This window comes from Pantoea sp. C1E2, assembly GCF_056491465.1.
The window spans coordinates 4,108,091-4,133,084 of sequence record NZ_JBSZHT010000002.1; the positions used below are offsets into that span (position 1 = coordinate 4,108,091).

Consider the following 24,994-nt stretch of genomic DNA (forward strand, 5'->3'; position numbering starts at 1 on the left):
TAATCCGGCCTTTTTCATTTTTGTTGCCTTTGAGGTTGCATAATGGATTGGCGTTTTTTGCAAGCGAACAGAGAGGCGCGCTGGGCGTTCTATCTCACGTTAGCTTACCTCGCTGTATGGGGATTCTCCGCCTGGTTAGGTGGTGATGAGGTTGGCATTTTGGGCCTGCCCCGCTGGTTCGAACTCTCCTGCGTCTTTGCGCCGCTACTGTTTATTGTGTTGTGCTGGCTGATGGTGCGCATCCTGTTCCGTGATATGTCACTGGAGGACAATGATGGACTCTGAGATCATTCTTCCCCTGCTGGCTTATCTGGTGCTCATTGCCGCACTGTCCGTGTTTGCCATGCGCAAACAGCAACAGGGCAATTTCCTCACAGAATACTTCCTTGGCAGCCGCTCCATGGGCGGTTTTGTCTTAGCCATGACGATCACCTGCACTTACATCAGCGCCAGTTCGTTTATTGGCGGACCGGGTGCAGCCTATAAATACGGTCTCGGCTGGGTCTTACTGGCGATGATTCAGGTACCGGCAATATGGCTATCCCTGAGCGTCCTGGGGAAGAAATTTGCCATCCTGGCGCGTCGCTACAATGCGGTAACGCTGAATGACATGCTGTATGGCCGCTATGGCAGCACACTGTTGATCTGGCTCTCCAGTATTAGCCTGTTAGTGGCCTTCATCGGCGCTATGACCGTGCAGTTCATTGGTGGCGCGCGTCTGCTGGAGACGGCTGCGGGGATCCCCTATGACACCGGACTGCTGATCTTTGGCGGCACTATCGCTCTATACACGGCTTTCGGCGGCTTTCGCGCCAGTGTACTTAATGATGCGATGCAAGGACTGGTGATGCTGATCGGCACCTTCCTGCTGCTGTTTGCAGTCATACATCACGCTGGCGGACTGGAAACAGCCGTGACGAAGCTGCGCACCATTGATCCACAGCTGGTATCACCGGAGGGTGTGGGCAATGTGATCAATCCCACTTTCCTCAGCTCGTTTGCCGTATTAGTGTGCTTTGGCGTTATTGGCTTACCGCACACGGCGGTGCGCTGTATTTCCTATAAAGACAGCAAAGCCATGCACCGTGGCATTGTGCTCGGTACCATCGTAGTGGTGATCCTGATGTTGGGCATGCATCTGGCTGGCGCCTTAGGTCGTGCGATCATCCCGGATCTTACCGTCCCGGATCGGGTGATCCCGACGCTGATGATCACCGTATTGCCACCGATGGCCGCGGGCATATTCCTCGCCGCACCGATGGCGGCCATCATGTCGACGATTAACGCGCAGCTGCTGCAATCCTCCGCTACGCTGATCAAAGATCTGTATCTGCGTATTGCGCCGCAGCACAGCGAGAATGAAGCACGTTTGCGTATGCTATCGGGCACCATCACCTTTGTGCTGGGTTTGCTACTGCTGCTGGCAGCGTGGAATCCACCGGATATGATTATCTGGCTCAATCTGCTGGCGTTTGGCGGGCTGGAAGCGGTGTTTCTGTGGCCGCTGGTGCTGGGCCTCTACTGGGAGCGCGCCAACTCGACTGGTGCCATCAGCGGCATGATTGTGGGCGCAGCATGTTATACCCTGCTCGCCAGCCTGAATATCGAACTGTGGGGTTTCCACCCTATCGTTCCGTCATTGACCTTAAGCCTGCTGGCCTTCGTGGTGGGCAACTTGTTTGGCAGCACGCCTGATGCGCGTCACGCTGCAGTGGAATAAAGAGAAACGCTATGCCTTGGATTCAAATCAAAATTAACAGTACCGGTGAAAATGCCGAGCCACTTAGCGATGCACTGATCGATGTCGGTGCCGTGTCAGTGACGTTCCAGGATACGCACGACAACCCGGTTTATGAACCGCTGCCAGGTGAAACCCGCTTATGGGGTGACACCGATGTGATTGGCCTGTTTGATGCTGAAACCGAGATGGACGATGTGGTGGCCGAGTTGAGCCAGCATCCTCTTTTGGGATCAAATTTCCACCACAAGATCGAGCAGATCGAAGATAAAGACTGGGAACGTGAATGGATGGATAACTTCCACCCAATGCGTTTTGGCGAGCGTCTGTGGATCTGCCCAAGCTGGCGCGACGTGCCGGATCCTACTGCCGTCAATGTGATGCTGGATCCAGGCCTGGCGTTTGGTACCGGCACCCACCCCACCACTTCGCTGTGTCTGACCTGGCTCGACGGCCTCGATCTGCAAGGCAAAACCGTGATCGATTTTGGCTGTGGCTCCGGCATTCTCGCCATTGCCGCACTGAAACTGGGCGCTGCACAGGCCATCGGTATTGATATCGATCCGCAAGCAATTCAGGCCAGCCGTGACAATGCGGAGCGCAATGGCGTTTCTGACCGTTTGTCACTTTATCTGCCGCATCAACAGCCGGAAAATCTGCAAGCTGATGTGGTTGTCGCCAATATCCTTGCAGGTCCGCTGCGTGAACTGGCGCCGCTGATTAGCGTATTGCCTAAAGCTGGCGGACATCTGGGATTATCAGGCGTGCTGGCCAGCCAGGCTGAAGGTGTGTGTGAAGCTTACATTGAGCGCTTCACGCTCGATCCGGTGGCTGAAAAAGAGGAATGGTGCCGCATCACTGGTGTGCGCCGCTAAGCATGATCACCGGCTGGCTTCGCTGGCCGGTTTTCAGTCTCACCATCGAGACAGTGAAAGCGACTCACTCTCTGCATATCGGCCGCAAAACTGCTACCTGAAAGCAATCAAATTAGTACATTTAATAATCACATCGCCGTCATTTCTCTGGCTAATTACCGGATGTGGCGGTTTTTATGTTGTGATTTTGGGCATGTTTTAAGAAAAACTTTTGCTCACAATTTCAGCATAAATTTTTAATATACTGAATTATATAGATTATTAGTTGTAGCATTGCTGTTAAGGCCGATTTCCTCGCAGTTTAACGGTGAATTGTTCAAAGTTTGGCCTTTCATCTTCATTAAAAAATGCGTAATATACGCCGCCTTGCGAACAGTTAGGGTCACTTCTTTTTCATGCGCATTGGACACCATCAGCTACGTAATCGACTCATTGCTGCGCCTATGGCCGGAGTATCCGATAAGCCATTTCGCACGTTATGTTACGAGAACGGTGCAGGTATGACTGTCTCCGAGATGCTGTCATCAAACCCAGAAGTTTGGGCGAGTGACAAATCCCGTTTGCGTATGGTGCATAGTGACGAGCCTGGAATCCGTGCCGTGCAAATTGCCGGTTGCGATCCTGATGAGATGGCTGCCGCCGCGCGCATTAATGTGGCGTCTGGCGCGCAGGTTATTGATATCAACATGGGCTGCCCAGCTAAGAAAGTGAATCGTAAGATGGCTGGCTCAGCACTGCTGCAGCATCCGTCACTGGTGGAGTCCATCCTCCGTGCGGTAGTGAATGCAGTTGATGTACCGGTTACGCTGAAGATTCGCACCGGCTGGGACAAAGAAAATCGTAATTGTGTAGAGATTGCCCAATTGGCTGAACGCTGTGGCATTCAGGCTCTCACCATTCATGGCCGCACGCGCGCCTGTTTGTTTGAGGGACACGCTGAATACGACAGCATTCGGACAGTTAAGCAGAGCGTTTCCATTCCGATTATCGCGAATGGCGACATTACTGACCCGCATAAAGCCAGAGCGGTGCTCGACTACACCGGAGCCGATGCTCTGATGGTTGGTCGCGCTGCTCAGGGAAGACCGTGGATCTTCCGGGAAATCCAGCATTATCTGGACACAGGGGAGCTGCTGGCACCGAAGCCGCTGGCTGAAGTGAAGCAAATGCTGATTGGACATATACGGGAACTGCACGACTTTTATGGTCAGCGCAAGGGATACCGTATTGCTCGTAAACACGTTTCCTGGTATTTGCAGGAAAGTGCTCCTGATGACCAGTTTCGGCGCACATTCAACGCCATAGAGGATGCCAGCGAACAGCTGGAGGCGTTGGAGGCATACTTCGAAAATCTTGCGTAAACGAAATAAAGAGCTGAAAGAACTATGTTCGAACAACGCGTAAATTCTGATGTACTGACCGTTTCTACCGTTAACTCACAGGATCAGGTGACGCAAAAGCCACTTCGTGATTCGGTTAAACAGGCACTGAAGAACTATTTTGCTCAACTGAACGGTCAGGATGTAAGTGATCTGTATGAGTTGGTACTGGCTGAAGTTGAGCAGCCTCTGTTGGACATGGTGATGCAGTACACCCGTGGCAACCAGACCCGTGCAGCTCTGATGATGGGTATCAACCGTGGTACTCTGCGTAAGAAGCTGAAAAAATACGGCATGAACTGATAGGCTCTTATAAGCTATTGATAAAAAAGGCGCTAGTGAGAAATCACAGCGCCTTTTTTAATGTACTGACTACACAACTGACTACACCGATAATTTATGCCTCTTTGCTATGTGTGGCGTCTCAGTGAATTGTTGAGCCAGGAAGCTTATTGCGTGACATAAGCAGCGCCTGAATTGAGTACTTGAAGATGATCGCTTCAGGTATGCCAGTTGATACTGACTTCTCACGGATTTCCTTTACCGTTTCAGCAATCATCATGCTGGCTAAAACCTGTTTAGTATCCTCATCAGCACTGTCAGGCATGACTGATATAAGGATATTTTCCATCTCTACCATCATTTCCTGAGTAATTTCTGGTTTCTCAAAGCTCATTATCTGGCGCTCCTCTTAGCTGTGTAACCACCCACTAAAGCCTTATGTACTTTTCCGGTTCCGCTAGCCAGCTCGCCATAAACCATAGCATGGCCCTGTTTAGCTCCCTCTTTTGCCGCATTGCGCACCAACTCAATAGTGGCGTCTGATGGGTTGCCGTTAATAGGGATCGTTATATAGGTGGGTCCACTGCCGCCACCGCCTGAGCTTTGCTGAGATACACGCTCAAGCGTTGCATCTAGTTTGGCGCTGGTTTGTGCAGTGGTCACCCTCTCACCTTTCTGTAAGAGCCATGTGCCTGTTTCAGGAACAGAGTCGATACCATCATGCGCCATACCAATTGCGGCAATGTTTGTGACGATTCCGGCAGTTGATGCTGCCACCGTAGCCATTGCTGCAAGGTTGTACGGGAACGGGTTGGCTGCGGCCATCGCAATACCCTGCTGAATGGCAATCATTGACTGAGCAATAGCTACGGCCTTCTGAGCCACAAATGCCGCTTTATAGATGCCCGATTGCTCGCCGAACGCCGTGCGCGTCAGATCAACCATCGATCCCAGACCATCAGAAACACTGCTGAGCATTAACTGGCTTCGTGCATCATCCAGTTTGTTCATTTCATCCTGGTGTTTCTTTTTGATTTCCAGCTCGCGAGCATCCCACTGATCGTTTAAATCAGCCTGTGACTGGCGGTTTTTTTCCAGCATATCAAGCTGTGTTTTGTACCATTTATCGAGTTCTTTCTGGGCATCATCAACTTTTGCCAACTCACCAGACTGACCACCGTAGAGCGCATCCATGCCAGAGAACTTCGGTGCATCAGTAAATGAATTTTTAGATATTGCGTCTGCCGCCTGCTTATATTTTTCCGGGTCTGCCATGCCTAAATCACGTGCCTGATTGAGCAATTTCACACGATCTTTAGTTACCTCAAGAAGCTTTTCTTCAGGTGTAAGCAGGTCTTCCTGCATTTCTGAGAACTTTTTAAGAACATTTAATTTGTCTATCTCCGTGGCAAGACCTTCCAGCCTCTGCTGCTGCGCTTCATTTACGCCTGTTAACTTGCCAGTAGTAATATCGAAACGTAACTTTTCAAGCTCAGTCGCTTCCTTGGTTTTACCGTTAAGTTTATCGGAAAGGGATATTTGACGAAGATAGCTTTCTTCTACGGCTTTATAAGCACTTTCGAGCTTTTTAGCTTCAGTATCAGGCTTTTTCGTCTGTTTTTGGTTACTTTCCCCCACACCCAAATTATTGTTTACGTTCGCTTGAGGTGATGATGGAGCGGTTATAGCTCCCAAATCAGACTGGAGCGTATCGGCCAGTGATTTTAATTTCTGGTTCTTGGAAAACTCATACCAGCCACCAGCTTTGAATCTGTCTGGTACTTCGGATAAATGGCTGATGAAATTGGCCGACTCAGAGCTTAGCTTGCCCATCCATCCAACTAATTCTGCCAGCCCACCGACAAGCTTTGTCAGTCCAGTCAGAACTGCGGGATCGGTGAATACCTTCTTCATGTCGTCCAGGCCATCCTGCAGCGGAGATAAATCCACTTTAGCCAGCCCTGAAGCTATCTCAATTCTCAGACCTTTAGCCTGTGTCTCCAAGTCTTTAAAGAACTGATTTACTTTCACCAGGTCGTCAATATCTTCCTGAGGAGGCGCGACCCCGAAATCTTTTGATAGTTGGATAAACTGCTTTAGTTTCTCGTTGTTGTTATCGAATAACGGAAGCATTTTTGACAGGTCATTACCCAGGCTTTCGAGGATATTTGTCTTTCCGGCCTGAGTGGGTATTTTTTCAAGTGCGGCGCCAATGGCCAGCAGTTGTTTATCAGGTGACTGCTCGGCAAGTTTCTGCGCGGATAGGCCTAGCGTATCCAGAGCTTGCGCTGCCTCGCCGGACTTGTTTAATACTGCGTCACCAACCTTGTCGTTAATATCTTTGAAAATGTCGGCAATATTATCGCCCGATAAACCAGCTTGCTCAGCCGCATATTGCCATGCCAGCAAATCCTGAGTATTCATCTTGAGAGATTTAGCCCATCGGTCAGTTTCTGTTATCTGCTCAGATGTTGTTTTTAACAGGGCCACACCAGCACTGGCCGCGGCCACAGAAGCGGCAGCAGCAATGGTAACCATTCCGGCAATCGCGACACCTGCGGCTTTGGCATCAATTTCTACCTGCTTACGCCATTTTGCAGATGATCGCTCCGCCTTATCCATGCCAGAAGTAAAGCCGCCAACTTTGGCGATGAGATCGATTGTGAGTGTTCCTAAAGATTTTGAAGGCATATTTAACCCCGTGGATTTATTTAGTGGGATGAGAGGAAGGGATTGCCGGTGTTTAGCGACCTTTCCGGCAGGTCAGGAAGTTCCATGAATATTCAAATTTGCCAGTACTACCGCCGCTGGCTGGCGGTTACGCCCTTTTTGCGGAGGGTTTATCCGCTTTCAAAATTTAGGAACCAGTTGAAAGGCTGGTAACCGGCTTTCCAACGTTCTCCCATCCACAGTAAATCGTGGTCATGATCGCAGCTGAGTTAGTCTGATACAGGCTCACCTTCTCAGCCTGGACAGGCTCAGCAGAATTATTCTCAGGAGCGTCAGACATTTCTACAGTACCCTCAGTTGAGGTGATCATCCCTGCGCCTTCGACGTTGATCATCATGTTCGCAGGATCAATCAGCGACACGGCAGTAGCGTACTGGCTTGGCAGAACAGATATCCCCAGAATTTCGAACTGACGAAGCTGATTTTCGGTAAGGCTAAGCACATAGGTATTAGGAACCACCAGTGCAGAACCCTTCAGTGAGTTGCCATTGCTTACGTGTGTCGCGATCAAATCAGAGTATCCTGCTACGCTTGGCGCGCTGATCAGAGCACCAGCAGGTGATAATTCAGGCACCTCGGCATCTTCCGATAGGAATTTACTGTCAATTTCTCTGACGCTCTCGCTAACCATCATGTTACGGATAGTTGAGTCAGTTCCGGGATTAGTGAGGCGCAATAGCTCATCAGATAAGACGACCAGAGATGCCATTTTGAAAGGCTTCAGCGTGTCAGAATTATTCACAGCGCCTTTGCGAACAGGAACGGCGGCCCCCTCTTTTAACCAGCCCGCACCGATGCCACTGACAGAGCCGACTTTAGTTTTAAACGGGAATTGCATTGCCATTGCCATTAGGCGACCCGGTATAGATTGCGAGAATGCGTACTCTGCAAATTCTCTGGCAATAACATCTGTTGTTATCAATGGGCTGTCGGTCGTAGTTGCTCCGGCAACCAGGGCTTTCGAAAAATATTGTTCCAGTTTCTGATCTTTCTCAGAAGAACCTTTCGCCTCACTAAGGCGACCATTACAGCGAGCCAGTACACGTGCGGCTCTTACAAATTCCAGACCTTTCATAATCGTCTCCGTAAAGGTTAACTTTCCCTGTTAACAGGTTTACTGTGATTGTTAATACCCCTGTTAACAGCTAAATCAGATAATCAATTGATATTTAGTAATTAAATTGTTTATAGGCTGGTTGTTAACACCCCCTCAAAAGGGGATATTTTCTGCGCGTGAGAGGGGGCGAGGTTTCGAAGCAAGACCTCAACAAATCTTGACCACTCCCCCCACCCTCATTGCTCACCCAGCAGGCTAATCAGCCCTGAAACATCGCTCTCCAGCTTCTCAATGCGCGTGTCGCGCTCCTGAAGCTCTAACGCATGCTTTGCATTAATCTCGGTGATTGTTTCCTTCACAGCCTCGCTCACGGCCTTCAGGATTGATGTGTCTCGATCAGTTAGTGCCATCAGTTTTCACCTCTTTGCTGCCTAAAGCCTGGTCAATCAGATGGCGTGCAATAGCGTGAACAGATGGAGCGCTGCCCATGCTGGAGCGTTGGCGCTCTGATGCCTGTATCTGTTCCAGTCGCTTAACCTGCTCTGTCGTGAGCAGAATATTTTTGAAGTTAGGATTCATCGGTGCTCACTCCTTAATCAACAGTCATAATTGTTTCACCTATCGCAATACTTCGCAATGTCATTGCAATAAGTGAAATACTGAAGATACAAAAAAAGGAGCCGAAGCTCCTCACCACTCCTCACTTTGCTCGACTCCTCACCTGCTCCTCACCTTCTTTTATTAGAATCGCGCTCAGGCCAGTACTGACAAGGCTTTTGCGGGTGCTCCTCACTTTTTCCGCATATACACATGAAAAGTGAGGAGCAGACCATATTTAGATGACTGGCTCCTCACCACTCCTCACTTTATCCCTCACTTTCTCTTTTGGATAAAATTGTTACTTCTTCGCCATTCAGCTGTATCAACTCATTACTCTCAAGCTTGCTCAGCCATCGGCTAAAGTTTTTACTGGTATCGATCCCCATGGATTTCATGTCGTCACGAAGTAAAGATTTCGTGCAGGCATCGCCGTTCGCCTTGCGGCTGCGAATGAGGTTCCAGAGAGATATATGATTTTCAGTAAGGTTTGATATCGCCGATAGTGCAGGATCAATTTCAATTGCCGTGCGAGCGACATCACGAACCACCAGCGAACAGATGTCCTCTCCATCATCGTCGGTGAACAGTTCGACTGTGCGCAGGTCATACGCCTTCTTGGCAGGTTCTTCGGCGTCTTTCATCTTGGTACAGGTCAGCACTAAAGCCTTTCCCTCACCTTCTCGTTTGACACTAAATTCTGCGTCCAGCGCTGCCCTGAAAGAACTAGACCCACGCGCTCCCTTAGCCTCATCTTTGCCTGAATGGTGAACCACCAGCACGCTAGCGCCAGTTAAACGCTTGATGTTGTCACAGCCCTCAATGAATGCGCCCATATCGCGTGCGTTGTTCTCATCATCACCACCAAAGCAGCGAGCCAGCGTATCGATCACAATAAGTTTTACAGGCGCACCTGACTCGGCCTCAATCTGGCGTGATGCCTTGATCACCTCGTCGACCTCCTCACGGCGCACCGGGAACACTGGCCTGTTAACAAGCCACAGATTGTCGATATTTTTTCCATGCGCACTTTCCCATGCGCGGATACGCCGAGGTACTCCGACACCACCCTCACCGACGATGTACATAACCGCTCCGGCATTGACCTTGCGGCCTGACCATTCCATACCCGCTGCGATATGACACGCCCATGAGACAGCGAGGAAGCTTTTGTAAGAGCCGCTTGGCCCATAAATACTGCACAGTGACTGCGCCGGCAGAAAGTGCTTGATGATGTAATCCTGTTTAACGTTGAAGCCTTCAGAGCCACGGGAAAGCGGCAATGAAGTGCGCGATGCGATCAGTCCAGAATCAGGGAATACACGACTGATACGGGACACATCACGCAACCAGGTATTCATTTCGGTTTCGCCGATTTCCTCCACCAGCAGGTTTCTACGGGTAGCGAGCATGCGATCGTTATCGGTATGCGCATAACCTGCATCGCAGAAATCCTCATACGACATTTGCAGAGCACCGCGCAGACGCGCCACCAGCTTTCCGTAACGAGTTGATGGGTCTTTGTGTGCCTGTAATGCCTTTTCAATTTCATCGCGCTCTACAGAGCGCCCATGAGCCCAGCGATATGCACAGCGGAACAGAGCATCTGATGCCGTTTCAACGGTCGTTAGTGTTGCTGTCATTTCGGGATACCTCCGCTCATCTGGAACTTGCCAATCAGCGGGTGATACCAGTACGCCGATCCATACTTACGCTTAGCCGCTCTCAGCACTAAACGTGCAGCCTCTCTGAAACGCTCATCGTGAACCAGATAGCCACCAGCTTTGTGTTTCACCATCAGAACGCCAGTGTTTTGCGCCAGTTCTTCAGCCTTCTTGGTGGAAATGCCATACTCAGCCGCCAGCGTGGATACTGGAGACATACCAGGAGGGATTTCACCTCCCTGTGTGGCCACCAGCGATTTAATTGATGATTCCAGTTCTTCAACGCGCTGAAGCAGTAATTCAACACGACCTGATAACTCATTAAATTTGACGTTGCTGATCATGATTGCTGCTCCTTACGGCGTTTCTGTTCTAAATCCGCTAAATCGCTGTTTTGTTTTAATGCCTGGGCAATGCGTGGCAGGTTTCTCAGTACAGAACCGATCATGAATAAATCGCGCTTCGCGTCTGCGTCCGGGTAGTCTTCGCTCTGGCTGGCTTCGAACGTCATATTGCCGATCACTGTCAGGGCAGAGTTAATAGCCATTGCAGCGCTGGAGCAGTTATCGCTGTATTCCTGTAGGGATTCAGTCGGGCAGTCAGCTAGGCTGTGTTTAACCAATGCGTGGTAGATGTCAGCCATTTTTTGCACCCTCCGAAATCGCGTGATTCATATCCTCACTGATGTCGCGCACAATGTGATTTATCCCGGCAATAGCGGCGGTTATATCGTCGTTTTCCATCTCCGGGCTTGCGTGTTCAAGGGCAATCAGAAGGGCGCAGATCTGGTGCAGACCTTGCATACCTGAGTGCAGTTTTAGCGTCTCTAATCCCATGGTGTGAACTTTAGACATGGGTTACCTCCGCTAACGGAAGACGTGCGGCAAGTGAAAGGATGAATTGCGGAGCCAGTACACGGCGTGCGTCATGCTCTGTTTCGGCTTCTACTGACAAGCGGCACGGCTTAGCCGCCATATCTGCGCGATCAATCGCCAGAAAACGCCATGTAAATTTAGGGTGAGTTTGGGTATGCTGTTGTTCAGCCATAATCGTTACCTCATATAACGGTTTGGTAAGAGGCCCGGTTAGTGTTGACGCACTTCCGGGCTTCGCTGCATTTAATGGTTGCGTAAAACCGATGTGGTACGTACCATTGCGGTTAATCCTAATACAGCGGTACGTACCAATGCAAGATAAAAATACCAAACTCAAATTTGAACGGTCCAACAGCACCAAAAAGAACATCCGCTTTGAAGATGACCTTCTTGCCGAGATTAACAGCGTGGCCGGATCGGGTAATTTCAGTTCTTGGGTTAAGCAGGCCTGTAGAGAAAAACTCAGCAGGGACTCAAAAAACTGAACAAAATCAATGGGCGCAAAATTGAGCCGGTTGAAACTTTCGATCAACGTGTTAATCTGTTCTGGCGCTGTTTTATTTAGTTTGTGACACTGGCGACCCTGCAAGGTCGCCTTTGTTTTATCCGGCATACCTCACCCCGCTTTACCGACATCAGCTTTGCCCTGCGCAAGTTGCCAGGCGTTTACCTCAGATAACAGCCAGCCCACAGCACGCGCGCCAATCTTACGGCGAGCGGGGAACTGTCCTTTTTTTTCCATCAGGTAACGAGTGGTGCGGCAGAGGCCAGTGAGTTGACGGCACTCAGGTTCACGAATAGTGCGTTCGGATAATTGGATGTTCATTAAGTAATGCTCCCGTTTATTATGGTTCAGGAGCATTCTTATTTATTAAAAAACAGGTAACACCCGTGTAAAATTAAGATTGTTTATACTTGTCTTTTTACATTGGCTTTTTCTATAGAGAAATTTCCCTCTTAATTTTCTCTAAGGATTCTTCAGTCATTAATCTTTCTATGAAAGGTTTTATCGTTTGAGCTATCGCAAACTGCTCCTTATCACCATCTGGAAAGAGGGAAACAGCCAGCACGCCACCTGGTATAGACGCTCCATTAGAGCGCGCCCATGTATGCAAATCTATGTAAGGAAGCACATTATATTCAATAATTTTCTTTCTAATCACAGACCATGAATTTGTTAATTTTATTTCTTCCGCATCAATTGATAATTCTTCGCGCCATTTAGGTAAAAGCTTTTTAAAATCACCAATGAGAATTTCATCTGGAACTGTCAAATCAATAGATATATATAGGTTAATCCCATCAACAACTAAATTAACAGGCGTTGCAGCATGGGACATAAGCAGACCATGATTAGCAGGATCATCCTTCAGCATATCCCTGGCTTCTTCATCAGGGATACTGAACGGCTTACCCTCCCGCCGTCCTTTATGGTCGAAACTTTGCGATAAGTTCATGATTTCCATGCGAGAAAGAACACCTATCCCATACCCAGTTGATAGGCTTTCTTTGTCTTTAAAGTGGTCATAATATCTTTTTCTGAAATCTTCAGATTCTTTGTTTTGTTCATAATATGCTTCGGATATTTCGACTTTAATCTCCCCGAAAGGATCATGATCAAAGAGAGGTAAATCTTTCCCGTGTTCTAAAAAATAGGTTGAAAGCTCACCATCCCAAAGACCTTCTTTCCAGTCCATACGCCAATATAGTTGCCTGAACAGATTTTTATCGGACATTAACTCCAAGCCTTCATATTTTGATAGGTCGAATTCTTTTGGCAAATCTCTCTTGCTTTTAATTCTCAAGCTCATTTTATAGCCTTCATCAAAATGACATTAGGAGGGGTTTCAGACAGCAGGTTTAACCTGTCCATCCACTTGTTCAGCGCGTCCAGCTTTTCCGGCATGTACTGGCTGCGGTTATAAACTGCCATCACGCCACCCAAGGTGTGCCCGAGCAGCTGCTCAACAACGTGCGGAGCAATCCCCATATTGTTTAGCGTGGTGGCGAACGTCCGGCGCAAATCGTGAAGCGTCCAGGGTTCAGAGTGCCCAAGCTTTTTGTTAAGCATCCTCCCCCACTGGCTGACCGCTTCCGGATTCTTAATCTCGCCCAGCAAAAGGCCGCTCTCTCTGTTCTGATCCACCAGCGCTGTAATGTATTCCCGGACATCAACGGGAACCGGCCTCACAATGCGCTCACCGCCTTTACTGTTCTCACGCGGAACCGTCCATACCCAATCCACTAAATCCCACTCAGAGAGGCGTGAGAGCCTTAATTCCTGCGTCCTGCATCCAAATACCACCAGCAGGCGCAACAGGGCGGCGTAATACGGCAGGAATTTCTTTCCGTGACACTCACGCCATATATCGGCTAATTCGGCCTGTGTGTGCTCCCTGTCGCGCTTATCCTGCTTCTTGCCCACATCGTCTATCGTCAGGTCATCAAGCGCGTTACTGGTTGCATAGCGGTGTACACGGCAGAATTTAAGCGCCTGCTTACACATCTGCAGAAGATAGCCAGCAGCAACCGGCGCACGGCTGCGCACTCTTTTGAAGCACTCCAGCCAGTGTCGGGTTTCACACATGGATAGCGGATAATCCCCAATATATGGGTAGATATGGCGCTTTAGCTGCTCAGTGTGCTTTGTGACGTTGGCGCGGCGGTGGGTGGCGTATTCAGTGATCCAGTATTCAAGCGCCTCTTTCACCGTAACCGGCTTGAGCGATTCCTGTTTACTGATCCCTAACTGGTGCTTTGGGTTTTTTCCTTCTGCCAGCCAGGAACGACACTGCTCACGCTGCTCTCTTGCTGATTTGAGTGATAACTCAGGATAGTTACCCAGCTTGATACGCTGAGGCGCAGCCGTGCGGCCACCAGTGCGATAGGTGAAATACCAGGTGAGTATTCCCACCTTTGAAACCTTTACGCTCAATCCATCGCCATCTGCATAGAAATTCTCTGCCGGGCTTTCCCTCCCGACCATCTTACGTAATGCCGTGTCGCTTAGTTTGTTTGTTCCACCAGCCATCAAAATACCTCAGTTCATACGCAGCACTGACTACACCACTGACTACACATCGCTATGTTACTCCCTAAACTTTAACGAACAAGTTTAAACGATAAATAGAGATTTATTCAGTTATTACAGTGAGTTGACACGTCATTAATGAACGAGGTTAAACCATAAAAAACAACGCTTTGGATAATACGGCATGAACTAATCGTTCATTGCTGCGATAACGCCAACCTTCGGGTTGGCGTTTTTGTTTGTATTGCGCCAATAGTTTCCCTGCGTTAACAACGCATGAAACAATTGTCGCGGATATGGTAACGATAGTTGCAATTGCATCCGTGATATTTCATCTCTCTCAGCGCCTGTCCATTGCCCCATTTTAGCGCCTGTTTCGTACGTCATAACGCCCGCCCCGCCGCTTTCCCTGTGATCTTGCCCTGTTTCAGCCGTAAGTCTGCAAACGTATACATTCTATCCTGAGTGATGGCTCACACTGCTTCCACATAGTGAAACTTTTTGCACTATTTGTGATCGCGTCGTCTCGTCATGCTGCCTTTTGGTGCGCGATAGTAGCCAAAATTTCTGGATGCGTCCGTTTATTAAAAGATCTTTCCAGTGAATTCAGGATTCTGCAAACCTGGCATTACCTTTGCAGAGTCGTGGATGGCTAACCGCCACAGACAGAAAAAAGCGCACATAAAAGTGCGTGCAAACATAACAACACACGATCACGTCACACAGGATGCTTTATGAAAAAGATGATGCTTTCCACCCTGGTCGCTGCAGCCTCACTGTTAGCCGTAGCTCAACAAGCGCACGCAGGCACCACGCTGGATGCCATTAAGAAGAAAGGTTTCGTACAGTGCGGTATCAGCGATGGCCTGCCAGGCTTCTCCTACGCTGACGCCAGTGGCAAATTTACCGGCATCGACGTGGATGTTTGTCGCGCCGCTGCGGCTGCGGTATTTGGCGATGCCAGCAAGGTGAAATACACCCCGCTGACGGCTAAAGAGCGTTTCACTGCGCTCCAGTCAGGTGAAGTGGATATCCTGTCTCGTAACACCACCTGGACCTCCTCACGTGATGGTGGCATGGGGTTCCTGTTTGCGGGCGTGAATTACTATGACGGCATCGGCTTCCTGACCCATAAGAAAGCAGGTCTGAAAAGCGCTAAAGAGCTGGATGGGGCCACCGTCTGTATTCAGGCCGGTACCGATACCGAGCTGAACGTGGCTGATTACTTCAAAGCCAACAAAATGCAGTACACACCGGTTACTTTCGACCGTTCTGATGAATCAGCGAAAGCACTCGACAGCGGTCGCTGCGATACCCTCTCTTCTGACCAGTCTCAGCTGTATGCACTGCGCGTGAAACTCGGCAAGCCAGATGATTTCATCGTGCTGCCAGAAGTGATCTCTAAAGAGCCACTGGGCCCAGTGGTACGCCGTGGTGATGACGATTGGTTCACCATCGTTAAATGGTCACTCTACGCAATGCTGAATGCGGAAGAGATGGGCGTGAGCTCTAAAAACGTGGATCAAATGGCGGCTAAACCAACCACACCTGACATGGCTCACCTGTTGGGTGCAGAAGGTGACTTCGGCAAAGATCTGAAACTCGATAACAAGTGGGCTTACAACATCATCAAGCAGGTCGGTAACTACCAGGAAGTGTTTGACCGCAACGTGGGCAAAGACAGCGCACTGAAAATTGCGCGTGGCCAGAACGCGCTCTGGAACCAGGGCGGCATCCAGTACGCTCCACCAGTACGCTAAGTCTGTCCTGCCAGTCGGGCACCGCACCCTGCGGTGCCCAAGCGTTTTCTTCACTGAGGTTTCAACATGTCTCAACGCCCAACCGTAAAGAGGGATTTTTCGTTTGGTAATCCTACGGTTCGCGCCTGGCTTTACCAGATCATCGCGATTGTGGCCGTGCTTGCTGTGGTGGGATATCTGGTCCACAACACAGTCATCAACCTGGCCAATCGCGGCATTACATCCGGTTTCGGATTTCTTGAGCGCAATGCCGGTTTTGGCATCGTCCAACACCTGATTGATTACACCGAAGGCGATACTTACGCGCGCGTGTTTTTGGTAGGGCTAACCAATACCCTACTGGTATCCGCACTCTGCATTGTATTTGCTTCCATCCTGGGCTTCGCCGTTGGACTCGCCCGCCTGTCCGAAAACTGGCTGCTACGTAAACTCTCAACCATCTACATAGAGACGTTTCGTAATATCCCACCGCTGCTGCAGATCTTCTTCTGGTACTTTGCAGTACTGCGTAACCTGCCGGGTCCCCGCCAGGCGTTAAATGCCTTCGATCTGGCCTTTGTTAGCAACCGCGGTTTATACGTCCCATGGCCTGAATATGCATCAGGAACATGGCCTTTCCTGATTGCACTCGCTTTAGCGTTACTCGCCAGTTGGTCGTTGTTCCGCTTCAATCGCAAGCATCAGCTCAAAACCGGTCAATTACGTCGCACATGGCCCGCTGCTGCCGGTTTAATTGTGCTGCTACCGTTGATCGCTCACACGCTGTTTGGTGCAGCAACACATTGGGATGTGCCTGAGTTACGTGGATTCAACTTCCGCGGCGGCTTTGTGATGATCCCTGAACTGGCGGCGTTGACGGTTGCACTGTCCGTCTACACTTCGTCATTCATTGCGGAAGTCATTCGCTCAGGTATTCAGTCTGTGCCGCACGGTCAGAGTGAAGCAGCCCGTTCGCTGGGGTTGCCTAATCCGGTCACGATGCGTCAGGTCATCATTCCGCAAGCGATGCGCGTGATCATCCCACCGCTGACCAGCCAATACCTCAACATCGTGAAAAACTCATCACTGGCAGCCGCCATCGGCTATCCAGATATGGTGTCGCTGTTTGCCGGTACGGTGCTGAACCAGACAGGTCAGGCTATCGAGACCATTGCGATTACCATGGCGGTCTACCTGATTATCAGTCTGATCATTTCGCTGCTGATGAACCTCTATAACCGCAAAATCGCGCTGGTTGAGCGTTAAGAGAACGGGATTACTATGTCTGTGACCACACATGAAACACCGCCCGTACCGGGCAATCCGTTGGCAAAAGCCTGGCTTTGGTCACGTAAAAACCTCTTTTCCAGTTGGCTGAACACTCTGCTTACGCTGTTCAGCTTCTGGATTATGTGGAGCGTCATTCCGCCGGCGCTGGACTGGCTGGTTTTCCAGGCTAACTGGATTGGAGAGACCCGTGCCGACTGCACCAAAGCGGGAGCGTGTTGGGTGTTTATCCATGCGCGTTTTGGTCAGTTTATGTATGGGCTGTACCCTCACGAACTACGCTGGCGTATTAATCTGGCGCTGGTGATTGGGTTGCTCTCCATCATTCCAATGTTCATTAAGTCGATGCCACGCCGTGGACGTTACATTGCCTGCTGGGCAGTGATCTATCCCATCGTAGTTTGGCTACTGATGTACGGTGGCTATCTCGGGTTGGAGCGCGTTGAAACCCGCCAATGGGGTGGTTTAACGCTCACGCTGATCATTGCATCGGTAGGTATTGCTGGTGCACTGCCACTGGGTATTCTGCTGGCGCTGGCGCGTCGTTCCAAGATGCCGGTAGTTCGCACGTTATCGGTGATCTTCATCGAGTTTTGGCGTGGAGTTCCGCTGATCACCGTGCTGTTCATGTCATCGGTGATGCTGCCGCTGTTTATGGCGGAGGGCACCACCATCGACAAGCTGGTTCGTGCTCTGGTCGGCGTCATTCTGTTTCAGTCGGCTTATGTTGCGGAAGTAGTGCGTGGCGGCTTGCAAGCGCTGCCAAAGGGCCAGACAGAAGCGGCGGAATCGCTGGCGCTCGGGTATTGGAAAACGCAGATGCTGGTTATTCTGCCGCAGGCACTGAAGCTGACCATTCCCGGTTTAGTGAATACCATCATCGCACTGTTTAAAGATACCAGCCTGGTGATCATCATCGGCTTATTCGATCTCTTCAGTAGCGTGCAGCAGGCCACCGTTGACCCCACCTGGCTGGGCATGTCGACTGAAGGTTATGTGTTTGCTGCCATGGTTTACTGGATTTTCTGTTTTAGCATGTCGCGCTATAGCCAGTATCTGGAGAAGCGTTTCCACACCGGGCTTAAATCGCACTGAGGTTTTACATGACACAAATTATGACAAATGCGGCTGACACCATGATGATTACGCTTGAGAACGTGAATAAGTGGTACGGACAGTTCCATGTTTTGAAAGATATCAATTTGCAGGTGAAACCTCGCGAACGCATCGTGCTTTGCGGGCCTTCGGGTTCTGGGAAATCGACTACCATTCGCTGCATCAACCATCTGGAAGAACATCAGCAGGGCCGCATTGTGGTAGATGGCATCCATTTAAACGATGATGTGCGCAATATTGAGCGTGTTCGCACTGAAGTCGGAATGGTATTTCAGCACTTCAATCTGTTCCCTCACCTGAGCGTTTTGCAAAATTGCACCCTGGCACCGATGTGGGTACGCAAGCTGCCAAAGAAAGAAGCGGAAGAACTGGCGATGCACTACTTACAGCGCGTTAGGATTGCGGAGCATGCGCATAAGTTTCCCGGCCAGCTTTCGGGTGGGCAGCAGCAGCGCGTGGCGATCGCTCGATCGCTGTGTATGAAACCGAAAATTATGCTGTTCGATGAACCCACTTCTGCACTTGATCCAGAGATGGTTAAAGAAGTTCTCGATACGATGATTGGTCTGGCAGAAGATGGCATGACCATGTTGTGTGTGACACATGAGATGGGCTTTGCGCGCACTGTCGCGGATCGAGTGATCTTTATGGATCGCGGAGAGATTGTTGAGGAAGCGCCGCCGCAAGAGTTCTTCGCGAATCCTAAATCAGAGCGTACACGCGCCTTCCTTTCTCAAGTTATCCATTAATATTCAATTAGTTGCATAAGCCTCTGCGCATTCTGGCAGAGGCTTTTTTCATGCCCGCAATGTTATTTCACGTTAACCTATTTCGATGTACTTTACGACTTTTGAGCCATTTGGCGAGTTTAAACATACAAAAAAGCCCTGAACTTTCGTTCAGGGCTTCTGTGTTTGATGCCTGGCAGTTCCCTACTCTCGCATGGGGAGACCCCACACTACCATCGGCGCTACGGCGTTTCACTTCTGAGTTCGGCATGGGGTCAGGTGGGACCACCGCGCTAAAGCCGCCAGGCAAATTCTGTTATTTACCGAACTCACGCTTTAAAACTGGTGCTGATACCCAGAGTCGAACTGGGGACCTCACCCTTACCAAGGGTGCGCTCTACCAACTGAGCCATATCAGCACACTTTAATTTGATGCCTGGCAGTTCCCTACTCTCGCATGGGGAGACCCCACACTACCATCGGCGCTACGGCGTTTCACTTCTGAGTTCGGCATGGGGTCAGGTGGGACCACCGCGCTAAAGCCGCCAGGCAAATTCTGTTTCATCCGCGCCGTTACTTCCGTAACCACGCGAACCAGTCCGTGAACAAGCTGAAAATCTACTGCGTCTCTCAAAAACGCCTCTGGCGTTGTAAGGTTAAGCCTCACGGGTCATTAGTACCGGTTAGCTCAATGCATCGCTGCACTTACACATCCGGCCTATCAACGTCGTAGTCTTCAACGTCCCTTCAGGACTCTCAAGGAGTCAGGGAGAACTCATCTCGGGGCAAGTTTCGTGCTTAGATGCTTTCAGCACTTATCTTTTCCGCACTTAGCTACCGGGCAATGCCATTGGCATGACAACCCGAACACCAGCGGTGCGTTCACTCCGGTCCTCTCGTACTAGGAGCAACCCCCCTCAATTCTCCAGCGCCCACGGCAGATAGGGACCGAACTGTCTCACGACGTTCTAAACCCAGCTCGCGTACCACTTTAAACGGCGAACAGCCGTACCCTTGGGACCTACTTCAGCCCCAGGATGTGATGAGCCGACATCGAGGTGCCAAACACCGCCGTCGATATGAACTCTTGGGCGGTATCAGCCTGTTATCCCCGGAGTACCTTTTATCCGTTGAGCGATGGCCCTTCCATTCAGAACCACCGGATCACTATGACCTGCTTTCGCACCTGCTCGAGCCGTCACTCTCGCAGTCAAGCTGGCTTATGCCATTGCACTAACCTCCTGATGTCCGACCAGGATTAGCCAACCTTCGTGCTCCTCCGTTACTCTTTAGGAGGAGACCGCCCCAGTCAAACTACCCACCAGACACTGTCCGCAGCCCGGATCACGGGCCTACGTTAGAACATCAAACATTAAAGGGTGGTATTTCAAGGTTGGCTCCACGCAGACTGGCGTCCACGCTTCAAAGCCTCCCACCTATCCTACACATCAAGGCTCAATGTTCAGTGTCAAGCTATAGTAAAGGTTCACGGGGTCTTTCCGTCTTGCCGCGGGTACACTGCATCTTCACAGCGATTTCAATTTCACTGAGTCTCGGGTGGAGACAGCCTGGCCATCATTACGCCATTCGTGCAGGTCGGAACTTACCCGACAAGGAATTTCGCTACCTTAGGACCGTTATAGTTACGGCCGCCGTTTACCGGGGCTTCGATCAAGAGCTTCTCCTTGCGGATAACCCCATCAATTAACCTTCCGGCACCGGGCAGGCGTCACACCGTATACGTCCACTTTCGTGTTTGCACAGTGCTGTGTTTTTAATAAACAGTTGCAGCCAGCTGGTATCTTCGACTGGCTTCAGCTCGGGGAGCAAGTCCCTTCACCTACGCGCCAGCGTGCCTTCTCCCGAAGTTACGGCACCATTTTGCCTAGTTCCTTCACCCGAGTTCTCTCAAGCGCCTTGGTATTCTCTACCTGACCACCTGTGTCGGTTTGGGGTACGATTTCGTGTTACCTGGAGCTTAGAGGCTTTTCCTGGAAGCAGGGCATCAGTTACTTCACCACCGTAGTGGCTCGTCATCACACCTCAGCGTTAACAAGAGTCCGGATTTACCTAAACTCTCCGCCTACATGCTTAAACCGGGACAACCGTCGCCCGGATAACCTAGCCTTCTCCGTCCCCCCTTCGCAGTAACACCAAGTGCAGGAATATTAACCTGCTTCCCATCGACTACGCTTTTCAGCCTCGCCTTAGGGGTCGACTCACCCTGCTCCGATTAACGTTGAACAGGAACCCTTGGTCTTCCGGCGAGCGGGCTTTTCACCCGCTTTATCGTTACTTATGTCAGCATTCGCACTTCTGATACCTCCAGCAACCCTCACAGGCCACCTTCAACGGCTTACAGAACGCTCCCCTACCCAACAACGCATACGCGTCGCTGCCGCAGCTTCGGTGCATGGTTTAGCCCCGTTACATCTTCCGCGCAGGCCGACTCGACCAGTGAGCTATTACGCTTTCTTTAAATGATGGCTGCTTCTAAGCCAACATCCTGGCTGTCTGTGCCTTCCCACATCGTTTCCCACTTAACCATGACTTTGGGACCTTAGCTGGCGGTCTGGGTTGTTTCCCTCTTCACGACGGACGTTAGCACCCGCCGTGTGTCTCCCGTGATAACATTCTTCGGTATTCGCAGTTTGCATCGGGTTGGTAAGCCGGGATGGCCCCCTAGCCGAAACAGTGCTCTACCCCCGAAGATGAGTTCACGAGGCGCTACCTAAATAGCTTTCGGGGAGAACCAGCTATCTCCCGGTTTGATTGGCCTTTCACCCCCAGCCACAAGTCATCCGCTAATTTTTCAACATTAGTCGGTTCGGTCCTCCAGTTAGTGTTACCCAACCTTCAACCTGCCCATGGCTAGATCACCGGGTTTCGGGTCTATACCCTGCAACTTAACGCCCAGTTAAGACTCGGTTTCCCTGCGGCTCCCCTATACGGTTAACCTTGCTACAGAATATAAGTCGCTGACCCATTATACAAAAGGTACGCAGTCACCCCATAAAAGAGGCTCCCACTGCTTGTACGTACACGGTTTCAGGTTCTGTTTCACTCCCCTCGCCGGGGTTCTTTTCGCCTTTCCCTCACGGTACTGGTTCACTATCGGTCAGTCAGGAGTATTTAGCCTTGGAGGATGGTCCCCCCATATTCAGACAGGATACCACGTGTCCCGCCCTACTCTTCGAACTCACAATAAGTGCATTTTTGTGTACGGGAGTATCACCCTGTACCCTGCGACTTTCCAGACGCTTCCACTAATGCACAAACTGATTCAGGTTCTGGGCTGTTCCCCGTTCGCTCGCCGCTACTGGGGGAATCTCGGTTGATTTCTTTTCCTCTGGGTACTTAGATGTTTCAGTTCCCCAGGTTCGCCTCGCAACACTATGTATTCATGTTGCGATGATGCACAGAGTGCACCGGGTTTCCCCATTCGGACATCGTCGGCTGTAGCGGTTCATATCACCTTACCGACGCTTTACGCAGATTAGCACGTCCTTCATCGCCTCTGACTGCCAGGGCATCCACCGTGTACGCTTAGTCGCTTAACCTCACAACCCACAGGCGTTTTACAACGCATGCAGACTGCAAGCATTTGAGAGACTCGAACACATCGTTTATTCATTCTTATTACGGAGAATGAACGCGACGTGTCGTTTCAATTTTCAGCTTGTTCCGGATTGTTAAAGAGCATAATACTTCGCAGCCTACCGTTGCCGGTCTGCTCTGAAGTATTGTTTTGAGTCACTGTAATGGTGGAGCTAAGCGGGATCGAACCGCTGACCTCCTGCGTGCAAGGCAGGCGCTCTCCCAGCTGAGCTATAGCCCCATACAGTTACTGCAGAGACCACTACTACCACTCACCAGGAGTCCCGTTTTTTCAAACGGTCATTTCTTTTCAGGCAGGGCAAAGGGTCGCGACGTATAGTTCACTATACGAGCGGCGCTTTAACGCAGCATGAGACGAAATTTGGTAGGCCTGAGTGGACTTGAACCACCGACCTCACCCTTATCAGGGGTGCGCTCTAACCACCTGAGCTACAAGCCTGTAGAGGTTTTTTCTGCTCGTTACTTTTCTATCAGACAATCTGTGTGAGCACTACGCGGGAAAGTATCTTCAGGTAAGGAGGTGATCCAACCGCAGGTTCCCCTACGGTTACCTTGTTACGACTTCACCCCAGTCATGAATCACAAAGTGGTAAGCGCCCTCCCGAAGGTTAAGCTACCTACTTCTTTTGCAACCCACTCCCATGGTGTGACGGGCGGTGTGTACAAGGCCCGGGAACGTATTCACCGTAGCATTCTGATCTACGATTACTAGCGATTCCGACTTCACGGAGTCGAGTTGCAGACTCCGATCCGGACTACGACGCACTTTATGAGGTCCGCTTGCTCTCGCGAGGTCGCTTCTCTTTGTATGCGCCATTGTAGCACGTGTGTAGCCCTACTCGTAAGGGCCATGATGACTTGACGTCATCCCCACCTTCCTCCAGTTTATCACTGGCAGTCTCCTTTGAGTTCCCGGCCGAACCGCTGGCAACAAAGGATAAGGGTTGCGCTCGTTGCGGGACTTAACCCAACATTTCACAACACGAGCTGACGACAGCCATGCAGCACCTGTCTCAGAGTTCCCGAAGGCACCAAAGCATCTCTGCTAAGTTCTCTGGATGTCAAGAGTAGGTAAGGTTCTTCGCGTTGCATCGAATTAAACCACATGCTCCACCGCTTGTGCGGGCCCCCGTCAATTCATTTGAGTTTTAACCTTGCGGCCGTACTCCCCAGGCGGTCGACTTAACGCGTTAGCTCCGGAAGCCACTCCTCAAGGGAACAACCTCCAAGTCGACATCGTTTACGGCGTGGACTACCAGGGTATCTAATCCTGTTTGCTCCCCACGCTTTCGCACCTGAGCGTCAGTCTTTGTCCAGGGGGCCGCCTTCGCCACCGGTATTCCTCCAGATCTCTACGCATTTCACCGCTACACCTGGAATTCTACCCCCCTCTACAAGACTCTAGCCTGCCAGTTTCGAATGCAGTTCCCAGGTTGAGCCCGGGGATTTCACATCCGACTTGACAGACCGCCTGCGTGCGCTTTACGCCCAGTAATTCCGATTAACGCTTGCACCCTCCGTATTACCGCGGCTGCTGGCACGGAGTTAGCCGGTGCTTCTTCTGCGGGTAACGTCAATCGTCAAGGCTATTAACCTTAACGCCTTCCTCCCCACTGAAAGTACTTTACAACCCGAAGGCCTTCTTCATACACGCGGCATGGCTGCATCAGGCTTGCGCCCATTGTGCAATATTCCCCACTGCTGCCTCCCGTAGGAGTCTGGACCGTGTCTCAGTTCCAGTGTGGCTGGTCATCCTCTCAGACCAGCTAGGGATCGTCGCCTAGGTGAGCCATTACCCCACCTACTAGCTAATCCCATCTGGGCACATCCGATGGTGTGAGGCCCGAAGGTCCCCCACTTTGGTCCGAAGACGTTATGCGGTATTAGCTACCGTTTCCAGTAGTTATCCCCCTCCATCGGGCAGTTTCCCAGACATTACTCACCCGTCCGCCACTCGTCACCCAAGGAGCAAGCTCCTCTGTGCTACCGTTCGACTTGCATGTGTTAGGCCTGCCGCCAGCGTTCAATCTGAGCCATGATCAAACTCTTCAATTTAAGTTTGATTTGCTGAAACAAGTTCAGCGATGCTCATCTGTAAAACGTCATAATGAATTTCATTATGTGTTCACTCGTGAGACTTGATATTTTTTACGTCCGGAGACGTTGATATCAATCCTGCGAGTGCCCACACAGATTGTCTGATAAATTGTTAAAGAGCGGTGCAATCAGCGCCTTAAGCTGCTGTTGCGAGGTGGCGTATATTACGCTTTCCTCCTTC

At 50.6% G+C, this 24,994-nt stretch carries 23 protein-coding genes, 3 tRNA genes and 4 rRNA genes; 10 read left to right on the plus strand and 20 right to left on the minus strand.

Annotation, left to right across the window (positions count from 1 at the left end; all coding sequences use genetic code 11):
- Positions 1 to 42 precede the first annotated feature (42 nt).
- The 5 genes from ACXI0A_RS19460 to fis all read left to right on the plus strand — a co-directional run bounded on the left by ACXI0A_RS19460 (position 43) and on the right by fis (position 4,295).
- Entirely contained in the window at positions 43 to 285 is a 243-nt protein-coding gene (locus ACXI0A_RS19460; protein WP_476150819.1) for a DUF997 family protein, read from the plus strand.
- Positions 275 to 1,720, plus strand: a complete 1,446-nt coding sequence (gene panF, locus ACXI0A_RS19465) for a sodium/pantothenate symporter (RefSeq protein ID WP_224935634.1) — start codon at positions 275 to 277, stop codon at positions 1,718 to 1,720. Before ACXI0A_RS19460 ends, panF begins: the two co-directional genes overlap by 11 nt.
- A gap of 11 nt (positions 1,721 to 1,731) precedes the next feature.
- On the plus strand, positions 1,732 to 2,613 hold the full coding sequence (gene prmA, locus ACXI0A_RS19470) for a 50S ribosomal protein L11 methyltransferase (RefSeq protein ID WP_476150818.1): 882 nt from the start codon (positions 1,732 to 1,734) through the stop codon (positions 2,611 to 2,613).
- 395 nt (positions 2,614 to 3,008) lie between these two features.
- The gene (dusB, locus tag ACXI0A_RS19475; RefSeq protein ID WP_200578678.1) at positions 3,009 to 3,974 is read left to right on the plus strand and encodes a tRNA dihydrouridine synthase DusB; all 966 of its coding nucleotides are present in this window, start codon (positions 3,009 to 3,011) and stop codon (positions 3,972 to 3,974) included.
- A 24-nt stretch (positions 3,975 to 3,998) separates the two neighbouring features.
- Positions 3,999 to 4,295, plus strand: coding sequence for a DNA-binding transcriptional regulator Fis (gene fis / locus ACXI0A_RS19480; protein WP_003855228.1), 297 nt, complete (start codon positions 3,999 to 4,001; stop codon positions 4,293 to 4,295).
- A 121-nt stretch (positions 4,296 to 4,416) separates the two neighbouring features.
- On the opposite strand, the gene ACXI0A_RS19485 is transcribed toward fis, so the two are convergent.
- The 10 genes from ACXI0A_RS19485 to ACXI0A_RS19530 form a co-directional block, all read right to left on the minus strand.
- Positions 4,417 to 4,668, minus strand: coding sequence for a hypothetical protein (locus ACXI0A_RS19485; protein ID WP_479485270.1), 252 nt, complete (start codon positions 4,666 to 4,668; stop codon positions 4,417 to 4,419).
- Complete coding sequence (locus ACXI0A_RS19490) at positions 4,668 to 6,965, minus strand: phage tail tape measure protein (protein WP_479485271.1); 2,298 nt, start codon at positions 6,963 to 6,965, stop codon at positions 4,668 to 4,670. Before ACXI0A_RS19490 ends, ACXI0A_RS19485 begins: the two co-directional genes overlap by 1 nt.
- Before the next feature lie 166 nt (positions 6,966 to 7,131).
- Entirely contained in the window at positions 7,132 to 8,079 is a 948-nt protein-coding gene (locus ACXI0A_RS19495) for a phage major capsid protein (RefSeq protein ID WP_479485272.1), read from the minus strand.
- 218 nt (positions 8,080 to 8,297) lie between these two features.
- Positions 8,298 to 8,471 carry a hypothetical protein gene (locus ACXI0A_RS19500; RefSeq protein WP_479485273.1) on the minus strand — a complete coding sequence of 58 codons (174 nt, stop codon included), beginning with the start codon at positions 8,469 to 8,471 and terminating at the stop codon, positions 8,298 to 8,300.
- Positions 8,458 to 8,640 carry a hypothetical protein gene (locus ACXI0A_RS19505; RefSeq protein WP_479485274.1) on the minus strand — a complete coding sequence of 61 codons (183 nt, stop codon included), beginning with the start codon at positions 8,638 to 8,640 and terminating at the stop codon, positions 8,458 to 8,460. The genes ACXI0A_RS19500 and ACXI0A_RS19505 overlap by 14 nt, the downstream gene beginning before the upstream one ends.
- 287 nt (positions 8,641 to 8,927) lie before the next feature.
- Entirely contained in the window at positions 8,928 to 10,301 is a 1,374-nt protein-coding gene (locus ACXI0A_RS19510) for a helicase RepA family protein (protein WP_479485275.1), read from the minus strand.
- Entirely contained in the window at positions 10,298 to 10,666 is a 369-nt protein-coding gene (locus tag ACXI0A_RS19515) for a hypothetical protein (protein WP_479485276.1), read from the minus strand. The genes ACXI0A_RS19510 and ACXI0A_RS19515 overlap by 4 nt, the downstream gene beginning before the upstream one ends.
- On the minus strand, positions 10,663 to 10,965 hold the full coding sequence (locus ACXI0A_RS19520; RefSeq protein WP_479485277.1) for a hypothetical protein: 303 nt from the start codon (positions 10,963 to 10,965) through the stop codon (positions 10,663 to 10,665). The genes ACXI0A_RS19515 and ACXI0A_RS19520 overlap by 4 nt, the downstream gene beginning before the upstream one ends.
- Complete coding sequence (locus ACXI0A_RS19525; RefSeq protein WP_479485278.1) at positions 10,958 to 11,176, minus strand: hypothetical protein; 219 nt, start codon at positions 11,174 to 11,176, stop codon at positions 10,958 to 10,960. The genes ACXI0A_RS19520 and ACXI0A_RS19525 overlap by 8 nt, the downstream gene beginning before the upstream one ends.
- A complete protein-coding gene (locus tag ACXI0A_RS19530) occupies positions 11,169 to 11,567 on the minus strand; it encodes a host cell division inhibitor Icd-like protein (protein ID WP_479485279.1) in 399 nt (132 codons plus the stop codon). The genes ACXI0A_RS19525 and ACXI0A_RS19530 overlap by 8 nt, the downstream gene beginning before the upstream one ends.
- Here ACXI0A_RS19530 and ACXI0A_RS19535 point away from each other — a divergent pair.
- Positions 11,509 to 11,682, plus strand: coding sequence for a YlcI/YnfO family protein (locus tag ACXI0A_RS19535; protein WP_479485280.1), 174 nt, complete (start codon positions 11,509 to 11,511; stop codon positions 11,680 to 11,682). The genes ACXI0A_RS19530 and ACXI0A_RS19535 overlap by 59 nt on opposite strands.
- A gap of 131 nt (positions 11,683 to 11,813) precedes the next feature.
- Here the strand turns inward: ACXI0A_RS19535 and ACXI0A_RS19540 are convergent, their stop codons facing one another.
- The 3 genes from ACXI0A_RS19540 to ACXI0A_RS19550 all read right to left on the minus strand — a co-directional run bounded on the left by ACXI0A_RS19540 (position 11,814) and on the right by ACXI0A_RS19550 (position 14,228).
- Positions 11,814 to 12,023, minus strand: coding sequence for a helix-turn-helix transcriptional regulator (locus tag ACXI0A_RS19540; protein WP_479485281.1), 210 nt, complete (start codon positions 12,021 to 12,023; stop codon positions 11,814 to 11,816).
- A gap of 112 nt (positions 12,024 to 12,135) precedes the next feature.
- Positions 12,136 to 13,008 (minus strand): DUF6387 family protein, encoded by an 873-nt coding sequence (locus tag ACXI0A_RS19545; protein ID WP_479485282.1) that lies wholly within the window; start codon positions 13,006 to 13,008, stop codon positions 12,136 to 12,138.
- Complete coding sequence (locus ACXI0A_RS19550) at positions 13,005 to 14,228, minus strand: tyrosine-type recombinase/integrase (protein ID WP_479485289.1); 1,224 nt, start codon at positions 14,226 to 14,228, stop codon at positions 13,005 to 13,007. Before ACXI0A_RS19550 ends, ACXI0A_RS19545 begins: the two co-directional genes overlap by 4 nt.
- A gap of 734 nt (positions 14,229 to 14,962) precedes the next feature.
- Between ACXI0A_RS19550 and ACXI0A_RS19555 the strand changes: the two genes are divergently transcribed.
- The 4 genes from ACXI0A_RS19555 to ACXI0A_RS19570 all read left to right on the plus strand — a co-directional run bounded on the left by ACXI0A_RS19555 (position 14,963) and on the right by ACXI0A_RS19570 (position 19,119).
- On the plus strand, positions 14,963 to 15,988 hold the full coding sequence (locus ACXI0A_RS19555) for an amino acid ABC transporter substrate-binding protein (protein ID WP_224935630.1): 1,026 nt from the start codon (positions 14,963 to 14,965) through the stop codon (positions 15,986 to 15,988).
- A gap of 66 nt (positions 15,989 to 16,054) precedes the next feature.
- The gene (locus ACXI0A_RS19560; RefSeq protein WP_224935628.1) at positions 16,055 to 17,233 is read left to right on the plus strand and encodes an amino acid ABC transporter permease; all 1,179 of its coding nucleotides are present in this window, start codon (positions 16,055 to 16,057) and stop codon (positions 17,231 to 17,233) included.
- Positions 17,234 to 17,248: 15 nt separating this feature from the next.
- The gene (locus ACXI0A_RS19565) at positions 17,249 to 18,349 is read left to right on the plus strand and encodes an ABC transporter permease subunit (RefSeq protein WP_476150817.1); all 1,101 of its coding nucleotides are present in this window, start codon (positions 17,249 to 17,251) and stop codon (positions 18,347 to 18,349) included.
- Between the two features lie 8 nt (positions 18,350 to 18,357).
- A complete protein-coding gene (locus ACXI0A_RS19570) occupies positions 18,358 to 19,119 on the plus strand; it encodes an amino acid ABC transporter ATP-binding protein (RefSeq protein WP_084938030.1) in 762 nt (253 codons plus the stop codon).
- Positions 19,120 to 19,289: 170 nt separating this feature from the next.
- Here ACXI0A_RS19570 and rrf (ACXI0A_RS19575) read toward each other — a convergent pair.
- The 7 genes from rrf (ACXI0A_RS19575) to ACXI0A_RS19605 all read right to left on the minus strand — a co-directional run bounded on the left by rrf (ACXI0A_RS19575) (position 19,290) and on the right by ACXI0A_RS19605 (position 24,771).
- Positions 19,290 to 19,405: ribosomal RNA gene (gene rrf / locus ACXI0A_RS19575) — 5S ribosomal RNA — on the minus strand.
- A gap of 36 nt (positions 19,406 to 19,441) precedes the next feature.
- Positions 19,442 to 19,517, minus strand: a tRNA-Thr gene (locus ACXI0A_RS19580).
- Between the two features lie 15 nt (positions 19,518 to 19,532).
- Positions 19,533 to 19,648, minus strand: a 5S ribosomal RNA gene (rrf, locus tag ACXI0A_RS19585).
- Positions 19,649 to 19,750: 102 nt separating this feature from the next.
- Positions 19,751 to 22,658 (minus strand): 23S ribosomal RNA (locus tag ACXI0A_RS19590).
- 202 nt (positions 22,659 to 22,860) lie between these two features.
- A tRNA-Ala gene (locus ACXI0A_RS19595) sits at positions 22,861 to 22,936 on the minus strand.
- Between the two features lie 142 nt (positions 22,937 to 23,078).
- A tRNA-Ile gene (locus tag ACXI0A_RS19600) sits at positions 23,079 to 23,155 on the minus strand.
- A 74-nt stretch (positions 23,156 to 23,229) separates the two neighbouring features.
- Positions 23,230 to 24,771 (minus strand): 16S ribosomal RNA (locus ACXI0A_RS19605).
- Together the 16S, 23S and 5S rRNA genes with 3 tRNA genes alongside form the textbook arrangement of a ribosomal RNA operon.
- Positions 24,772 to 24,994 lie beyond the last annotated feature (223 nt).